Source organism: Pedobacter sp. 01T416_2 (genome assembly GCF_056398925.1).
Genome location: NZ_JBFTQI010000362.1, coordinates 1 through 5,846 on the forward strand (window position 1 = coordinate 1; position 5,846 = coordinate 5,846).

At 39.3% G+C, this 5,846-nt stretch carries 4 protein-coding genes; 3 read left to right on the forward strand and 1 reads right to left on the reverse strand.

All coding sequences use genetic code 11. The annotated features are described in order from the left end of the window. Window positions 1–382 precede the first annotated feature (382 nt). The 3 genes from AC1DPQ_RS15535 to AC1DPQ_RS15545 all read left to right on the forward strand — a co-directional run bounded on the left by AC1DPQ_RS15535 (window position 383) and on the right by AC1DPQ_RS15545 (window position 3,929). Window positions 383–589: a bacteriocin gene (locus tag AC1DPQ_RS15535; protein WP_215129392.1), complete on the forward strand. Its 207-nt coding sequence runs from the start codon at window positions 383–385 to the stop codon at window positions 587–589. Window positions 590–651: 62 nt separating this feature from the next. Continuing rightward, window positions 652–1,812, forward strand: a complete 1,161-nt coding sequence (locus tag AC1DPQ_RS15540; RefSeq protein ID WP_215129394.1) for an HlyD family secretion protein — start codon at window positions 652–654, stop codon at window positions 1,810–1,812. 5 nt (window positions 1,813–1,817) lie between these two features. Further along, window positions 1,818–3,929 carry a peptidase domain-containing ABC transporter gene (locus tag AC1DPQ_RS15545; RefSeq protein WP_477610115.1) on the forward strand — a complete coding sequence of 704 codons (2,112 nt, stop codon included), beginning with the start codon at window positions 1,818–1,820 and terminating at the stop codon, window positions 3,927–3,929. Window positions 3,930–4,537: 608 nt separating this feature from the next. Here AC1DPQ_RS15545 and metK read toward each other — a convergent pair. Next, the gene (gene metK, locus AC1DPQ_RS15550; RefSeq protein ID WP_029277640.1) at window positions 4,538–5,788 is read right to left on the reverse strand and encodes a methionine adenosyltransferase; all 1,251 of its coding nucleotides are present in this window, start codon (window positions 5,786–5,788) and stop codon (window positions 4,538–4,540) included. Between the last annotated feature and the right edge of the window lie 58 nt (window positions 5,789–5,846).

The following is a 5,846-nucleotide window of genomic DNA, read 5'->3' on the forward strand; positions in this document are numbered from 1 at the left end:
ATTAAATCGTATGCCATTGACGACGATCATATCGCAGAAAAAGAGATAGCATTTATGAAAATGAATGGCATCTGATCAAGCTATTTTTTTAAACCAGACTAATAAAAATCAGCGAATAAAAAGAATGCAAGGCGGTTTCAGGCTAATGAATAAATTGAATATGAAAACTAATACCCTAGTTTTTTGGTAGTGATTGCGTTTTTTATGTGATGGGGGCATTTTTTTGGGGTTATTAACGAATCGTTAGGTTTTTGTTAGGTGTTTAATACTACATCAGTATAGCTAATATTATTACATTCGTCGAAGTGTTTGGCCAAGCATCAGGCGCATCCCGAAAAGCCTTCAAAAGAGTAGGGATCTTAAAACTCAAAAAAAATCTAGTATGAAAAGTTTAGAATTAAAAAATCTTGGTGTTAAAGAAATGAACACAACTGAAATGTCACAAGTTGAAGGTGGTGGTATTATTAACAATACATTAAACGAACTTTTAACTTCTCTTGCAGGAACTTTAAATGCAGTTGGTGCAGACACTTCGACATTTTTAAGCAAAACAGTAACCAATGTTTTGAAACTTGTTTGGAGTCTATAAGCAATTTATTGTATCCGCTGTTCTGGTTTCCAGAATAGCGGATGCTTTACGATTTCAACACTATGGCGCTAACCAGTTACTCTACAGAAAGAATTTCAAATACTGCTCTCGTTTACCGTTCTCAAATTAGTAAATCAAGCCAATTAATTTATGTCGTTGCTGTGGCAGCCATTTTAATTGTTTTGATTGCCCTTCCATTTGTTAAAATACCCATTAGTATAAATGGGACAGGCGTTTTACAATCGACCATCGAAAAAACAGAACTTATTGTACCGGTTAATGGCCGGTTAATACAGTACAAACTTTCGGATAATAAAAGACTTAAGCAGGGCGATACGCTCTTAGCCATTGATGCGGGTTTACCCAAACAGCAGGATGCCTTGGTTGAAACCCGCAAAAACCAGATCACCCATTTTTTACAAGATATTAGCACGCTGTTATCATTTAACGGTGGGTCATCAAATTTGCAAAGCGGCCAATATGTAGCGTCCTGGCAACAATATGTGCAGGAGTCAAAAAATGCTGGTATTGCAAAAAGACAAGCCGCGAGCAATTTTGCGCGCTATAGTAAGCTCTATCAGAATAAAGTACTTACGCAATCTGAATACGAAAAATACAAATACGAACTAGAGCAGGCCGAATCGGTTTATTTAATGGTGCGTACCAAATATAAAACTCAATGGCAAACTGAAGCCAATGGTTACCGGAATGAGCTGCGTCAACTTTCGGGTCAGCAGGCAGAACTTAATGAGCAGAAAAAACAATATGTATTGCGTGCGCCGATAGATGGTTCAGTTCAGAATTTAGTCGGTTTGCAGAATGGCGCATACGTATTTGCCAACCAAAAAGTAGGAGAGGTTTCGCCCGATGCGGGTTTAGCTGCCTACTGTTATATCAATCCTTCAGATATTGGCCTGATTAGAAAAGGACAGGAAGTGCATTTTCAGATCAATGCCTATAATTATAACCAGTGGGGTTTGGCAGTAGGTAAAGTGATCGATATTTCGGACGATATTGTGATCTTAAATGGTAACCAGCCTGCTTTTAAGGTAAAGTGTTTAATGGATAAAAATTTTCTGATGCTCAAAAACGGTTACAAAGGATACCTCAAAAAAGGAATGAATTTTACGGCTCGTTTTAAAGTAACCGACCGTAGTTTATATCAATTACTTTATGATAAGGTTGATGATTGGGTTAATCCGAATTTAATCCAAAAAACATAGAAGCAATGAGTACAAAAGTTAAGCAACGAGATATAACAGATTGTGGTGCGGCTTGTCTGGCTTCAATTGCTGCTCATTATAAATTGGATTYGGCTGTTGCCCGCATCAGGCAGCTTGCCGGAACCGATAAAAAAGGTACAACCGTTTTAGGACTTGTTGAAGCGGCCCAAAAATTAGGATTTGAAGCGAAAGGTGTAAAGGCACCTTTTGACAGTTTATTTAAAATACCTACGCCCGCTATAGCACATATTATTGTGAATGATATCCTTCAGCATTATGTAGTGATTTACAAAGTAAACAGTAAGTTTATAGAGGTGATGGACCCTATAGATGGGAAAGTGCACCGTAAAACGCACGATGAATTCAAAAAGGAATGGACTGGTGCTTTAGTCTTATTGTTGCCATCAGAAGACTTTCAGATCGGCAATGAAAAAAAATCAATCCAGGGTAGATTTTGGAGTTTGATTAAACCGCATAAAGGCATTCTGACGCAAGTTTTATTTGGTGCTATTGTTTATACTGTACTGGGTTTATCCACCTCTATTTTTGTTCAGAAATTAGTCGATTTTGTACTGGTAGATGGTAACCATAACCTGCTAAACCTCATGAGCATAGCCATGATGGTTATTCTGCTGGTACAGCTGTTTATTGGCTCGGCAAAAACAATTTTTACCTTAAAAACAGGCCAGTTAATCGATTCGCAGCTTATTTTAGGGTACTACAAACATCTGCTCCGTTTGCCACAGCAGTTTTTTGATACCATGCGGGTGGGCGAAATTATTTCGAGGATTAATGATGCGGTAAAAATCAGAACATTTTTAAATGATGTATGCGTAAATTTTGTAGTCAACATTTTTATTGTTTTCTTCTCATTTATCATGATGTTTACCTACTACTGGAAATTGGCACTCATCACGCTTACGGTTATCCCGTTATACCTAATAATTTATGTAATTACCGATAAATTTAACAAACGTACGCAAAGGAGGTTAATGGAAGATGCTGCCGAGCTCGAATCGCAATTGGTAGAGAGCTTAAACGCTGTAGGTACCATTAAACGTTTCGGCTTAGAAGATCATGCTAACGATAAAACCGAAACCCGTTTCATCAAGTTGCTCCAGGCAGGCTTTAAATCGAATATAAATGCCGTTGTATCGGGTACTTCTACCGAGTTTATTTCGCGCATGATTACCATTGTATTGCTTTGGGTAGGTGCAGGTTATGTATTAAGCAATTCGATTACCCCTGGAGAACTATTGTCGTTTTATACGTTGATCGGTTATTTTACAGGACCAGTATCTTCTTTAATCGGGATGAATAAAACCGTACAGGATGCTGTTATTGCGGCCGACAGGTTATTCGAGATTATGGATCTGGAACGCGAAAGTGATGAGAACCAGATTGAACTGAGTGCCGATAAAATTGGGGATATTCATTTCGAAAATGTTTCTTTCCGCTATGGGGCAAGGCTACCCGTTTTCGAAAATCTGAATTTAACCATTCCACAAGGTAAATTTACAGCCATTGTTGGCGAGAGTGGTTCGGGAAAATCAACTCTAATGTCTATCCTGCAGAATATTTATCCGATACAGGCGGGCAATGTGCGTATAGGTAAATATGATCTGAAATACATTACCAACTCGTCGCTTCGCAGAGTGGTATCGGTAGTGCCACAGCAGATCGATTTATTTGCTGGTAACGTAATCGACAATATTGCCATTGGCGAAGAAGAGCCCGATATGCAAAGGATTATTGATATTGCCACCAAGCTGGGTTTAATTGGCTTTATTGAGGCTTTGCCTAGGGGCTTTCAGACTTATCTGGGCGAAAACGGTACATCTTTATCAGGCGGACAAAGGCAGCGGATTGCCATTGCAAGGGCTTTATACCGCGATCCGGAAATCCTGATTTTAGACGAAGCCACCTCATCGCTCGATTCGGTTTCTGAGCAACATGTACAACGCATGATCGAACTTTTAAAAGCCGAACAGAAAACCGTAATTGTAATTACGCACCGATCGAGCACGTTGAACAATGCTGATAAAATTATTGTATTGGATAAAGGTTTAGTGGTTGAGCAAGGCAGCCATCAGGAGCTGAAATACCACTTGGCCTAGACTTCGTAAGTTAGACTTACCTCTCTCTGCGTCACCCTGAATTTATTTCAGGGTCTTTCACTCAAAAAGAAAGTTCTTTGCCATAGACGTTTCTGCTGTTAGCCTAACTAGGAATACATAGTTAAGTATGTATTTGTATTGTTTTTGGAAAGCAATTGCAGAAGCTCTTTTTAATGTCGGTCCTGCTTTTCATTACAAATCCGCTCCCGGTGAAGGACCGGGCTTACGGGCTTTTCATTTCAATCAGGTTTGGGTAGGTAGGCCTTTGCTACTATTACCGGAGGTCTGCATAGTTTCAGTGTATTTATTTCTTACAAGGATTATCTCCCCAAGAGCCACCAGCCCAAGTTAACTAAACCCGATAGCAGCGGTACGAAGTATAGCGTATAGCGGGATTATCGGAGCCGATGTACACAGAAACCTGCTTTTCAAAAAAGTTATCAATGATTTTTCGGGTGGTGTAAGGTGTTACCACCTGACACAAATCTATTCAGTCAGCTGGAAACATCTGACCGCACGGTCAAACTCCGCAAGTTTTGCACCGGCCGCAACAAAAAAGGCGTTCTGCATAGCTGCAAGAACGCCTTTTCTATAATTTATTCGAAGAATTAAATACCGAAAGCAGCTTTAACCTGATCTACGTAATCTAATTTCTCCCAGGTAAACAAATCAACCGTAACTGTTTTTTCTTCACCATTCGGTGTCCTGAAAGTTTTGGTAACCGTTTCTGGCGTACGGCCCATGTGTCCGTAGGCAGCAGTTTCGCTATAAATTGGGTTTCTTAATTTCAAACGTTGCTCAATAAAGTAAGGACGCATATCGAAAATCGATTCTACAATTTTAGCAATCTCGCCGTCCGTTTTACCCACTTTGCCAGTGCCGTAAGTATTGATGTAAATACCCATTGGTTTTGCAACACCGATAGCGTATGATACCTGAACCAAAATTTCGTCGGCTACGCCAGCAGCCACTAAGTTTTTAGCGATATGGCGTGTAGCGTAAGCCGCACTTCTGTCTACTTTACTTGGATCTTTACCCGAAAAAGCACCACCGCCATGCGCACCTTTACCACCGTAAGTATCAACAATAATTTTTCTTCCGGTTAAACCAGTATCGCCGTGAGGGCCACCAATTACAAATTTACCGGTCGGATTAATGTGATATTCAATTTTATCATTAAATAAATGTGCGTATGCAGGATTACTTTTGATAATTCTTGGGATCAGGATATTCACTAAATCAGTTTTGATTTTAGCCAGCATTGTTGCCTCTTCATCAAAATCGTCATGTTGTGTAGAAATTACAATCGCATCGATACGTACTGGTTTATTGTTATCGTCGTACTCTAAAGTAACCTGGCTTTTTGCATCTGGACGTAAATAAGTGATTTCGTTATTTTCGCGGCGCAAAACAGCAAGTTCCTGTAATAATTTATGAGAAAGGTTTAATGCCAAAGGCATATAATCTTCGGTTTCGTTGGTGGCGTAACCAAACATCATACCCTGATCGCCAGCACCCTGTTCTTCTTTGTTGCTTCTATCTACACCTTGGTTAATGTCTTGAGATTGCTCGTGTATTGCCGATAAAATTCCGCAAGAGTTGGCCTCAAACATATACTCGCTTTTGGTGTAACCAATTTTCTTGATTACATCGCGGGCAATCTGTTGTACATCTAAATATGTTTTAGATTTTACCTCACCAGCCAAAATAACCTGACCAGTAGTTACCAAAGTTTCGCAAGCAACCTTTGATTCTGGATCGAAAGCTAAGAAGTTATCAATTAATGCATCCGAAATTTGATCGGCGATTTTATCTGGGTGGCCTTCAGAAACAGATTCTGATGTAAATAAATATGACATTTATTAAATAAATTAATGGTAAATAAACAAATTAATACTTGCCAAACCCCTTGGAAAC

Excerpts from the sequence above, each read along its gene's own strand:
- metK (WP_029277640.1), bottom strand. The coding sequence starts at position 5,788 with ATGTCATATTTATTTACATCAGAATCTGTTTCTGAAGGCCACCCAGAT.
- AC1DPQ_RS15535 (WP_215129392.1), top strand. The coding sequence starts at position 383 with ATGAAAAGTTTAGAATTAAAAAATCTTGGTGTTAAAGAAATGAACACA.
- AC1DPQ_RS15540 (WP_215129394.1), top strand. The coding sequence starts at position 652 with ATGGCGCTAACCAGTTACTCTACAGAAAGAATTTCAAATACTGCTCTC.